This window comes from Gilliamella sp. Occ4-3 (assembly GCF_001690675.1).
Classification (GTDB): domain Bacteria; phylum Pseudomonadota; class Gammaproteobacteria; order Enterobacterales; family Orbaceae; genus Gilliamella; species Gilliamella bombi.
Window position 1 is genome coordinate 1 of record NZ_LZHR01000005.1, and the last position, 1,916, is coordinate 1,916.

Below are 1,916 nucleotides of genomic sequence, written 5' to 3' on the forward strand. Positions count from 1 at the left end.
AAGCCTTATAAAATCATTTTATACATAATAATATCAAAATAAGGTGTCAATAATAGCTATAAATTTAACCTATTTATTTTTGTTCTTTACAAATTTCATCTATTGATAACGTTGCTGGCACATTACGATCATCATTGAATTGAAAACGAAATAAAAACCGAATATCATAAGCACGTAATACTTCAATCACGTCTTGCTTATTACAAAATTGAGCATTAAGCCCAAGCCTGATATTTTCTGTAATGTCTACTATTGATACACTTTGGCTATCGGTCGGCATATTATATTCAAAAACAATATTATTAAGGTTACCAAAAATGTTAGTTATTTCATAACCCGCATCCACTTTAACCGGAAATTCGCCACCTTCACCTAATATCGACCTTTTTGCACTATCGGCAAAAGCTTTAGTTATGTTTGCTGATGGTGGTAATTCAGCACTATATGCATTCGAAATTGTAAAAAGAGCAGAAAGTAACACTGCCAATTTCATTAGCTTTTTCACTTCAATATTCCTTACTTTTAGATTTAATAGTCATATTGATTTTATTATAAAAAACATCTAAATGAAAAACAAATCAAATAAATTCACAACAAAATAAGCGGTTTATAAAACAACCATATGAAAGAATTGATATTTATGCTTAATAGTCATATTGTTATACATACGTCACAATTAATTGCTGACAACTCAAAAATATCATTTTAAATCGATACAATCAAAAAAGGTAACCATATTGGCTACCTTTTAATAGCATTAACTGAATAAAATTACTTTTTATGTGGATGAGGATCTTTAACTGAATCACCCTGTCCAGACATAATATACCAACCATTTTTGCTGTGCGGTTTTTTATTATAATCAGGGCAAGGAGGTAACGATTTCTTACTTTGGTTAGAATAAATATAGCCACAGTCAGCGCACTTATAAGTGCCAGACGAAACATCACTACCATATGGAGAAAATTTTTGTACCATTATAAGTCCTCCTAATAAATTAGTGACAAACCCAATGCTTATCACTGTTATATCTAAACGCTGATTTAAGAAAAAAGCAAGTGTAGTTTTTTAAAAATTGCTCAATAAACAAGTCTTTTTAGGTGATATAAAAATCATCAGGTACAGCATTGATTTTATTGAATTTTTATTTATCAGTTGCCAAGCTGTTGGTTAATATTTCTAATTCTACAGATATATCTGAAATAGAAATCAAACAAGTTGTGTAACTATCCCCTAAAATAGTACAGCAAAAAAGTAGAAAATTATCTATGATAAAAGTAAAAGGGGATTTAATTATGAAAAAAATGACTGAACATCAAATCGTCGCTATTTTAAAAGAAGCTGAAGCAGGTATTCCTGTCAAGGAACTCTGCCGTAAATATGGCATGGGTAATTCAACTTTTTATAAATGGCGGGAAAAATACGGCGGAATGGAAACTTCGGATATCAAACGCTTAAAAGAGCTGGAGGCTGAAAACCGCAAACTTAAGCAGATGTTTGCCGAGCTTAGCTTAAAATCACAGCTTCAGGAAGAAATCATAAAAAAGCTTTAGTGCCCACAAAGGCACGTAAAACGTGGGCACAGCAACTACAACAAAATCATTCAGTTACTATTGCTATGAGTTGTGCCATTGTTGGCTTAAGCCGTTGTGCTTACTATTATCAACCTAAGTTACAGGATGATTCGGTGATTGTTTCGGTATTGAATGCTATCACAGACCGGCATTTACGCTGGGGCTTTCCTAAATGCTTTAATCGTATCAGAAAGCTCGGCTATCAATGGAACCATAAGCGTGTTTATCGGGTGTATTGTGAATTAAAGCTTAATCTCAGAGTAAAACGAAAAAAACGCATTCCTCCACGATGCCCGGAAAAGCTATTGGTGCCTAATAAACAAGGTGAATGTTGGTCAATGG

4 protein-coding genes are annotated in these 1,916 nt (G+C 32.8%); 2 read left to right on the top strand and 2 right to left on the bottom strand.

Going from position 1 to position 1,916, the window contains the following annotated elements:
- Window positions 1-73: 73 nt before the first annotated feature.
- Both A9G44_RS00770 and A9G44_RS00775 read right to left on the bottom strand, forming a co-directional pair.
- Window positions 74-505 carry a hypothetical protein gene (locus tag A9G44_RS00770; protein WP_034910507.1) on the bottom strand — a complete coding sequence of 144 codons (432 nt, stop codon included), beginning with the start codon at window positions 503-505 and terminating at the stop codon, window positions 74-76.
- Between the two features lie 266 nt (window positions 506-771).
- Entirely contained in the window at window positions 772-978 is a 207-nt protein-coding gene (locus tag A9G44_RS00775) for a hypothetical protein (protein WP_065608869.1), read from the bottom strand.
- Window positions 979-1,295: 317 nt separating this feature from the next.
- Here A9G44_RS00775 and A9G44_RS00780 point away from each other — a divergent pair, with 317 nt between their 5' ends.
- Entirely contained in the window at window positions 1,296-1,553 is a 258-nt protein-coding gene (locus tag A9G44_RS00780) for a transposase (RefSeq protein ID WP_034909955.1), read from the top strand.
- On the top strand, window positions 1,553-1,916 hold a 364-nt coding region (locus tag A9G44_RS00785), incomplete at its 3' end, for an IS3 family transposase (protein WP_143426267.1). The genes A9G44_RS00780 and A9G44_RS00785, both read left to right, overlap by 1 nt.

What these genes read in the sequence shown, in the direction of transcription:
- A9G44_RS00780 (WP_034909955.1), top strand. Translation starts at nt 1,296, where the DNA reads ATGAAAAAAATGACTGAACATCAAATCGTCGCTATTTTAAAAGAAGCT.
- A9G44_RS00775 (WP_065608869.1), bottom strand. Translation starts at nt 978, where the DNA reads ATGGTACAAAAATTTTCTCCATATGGTAGTGATGTTTCGTCTGGCACT.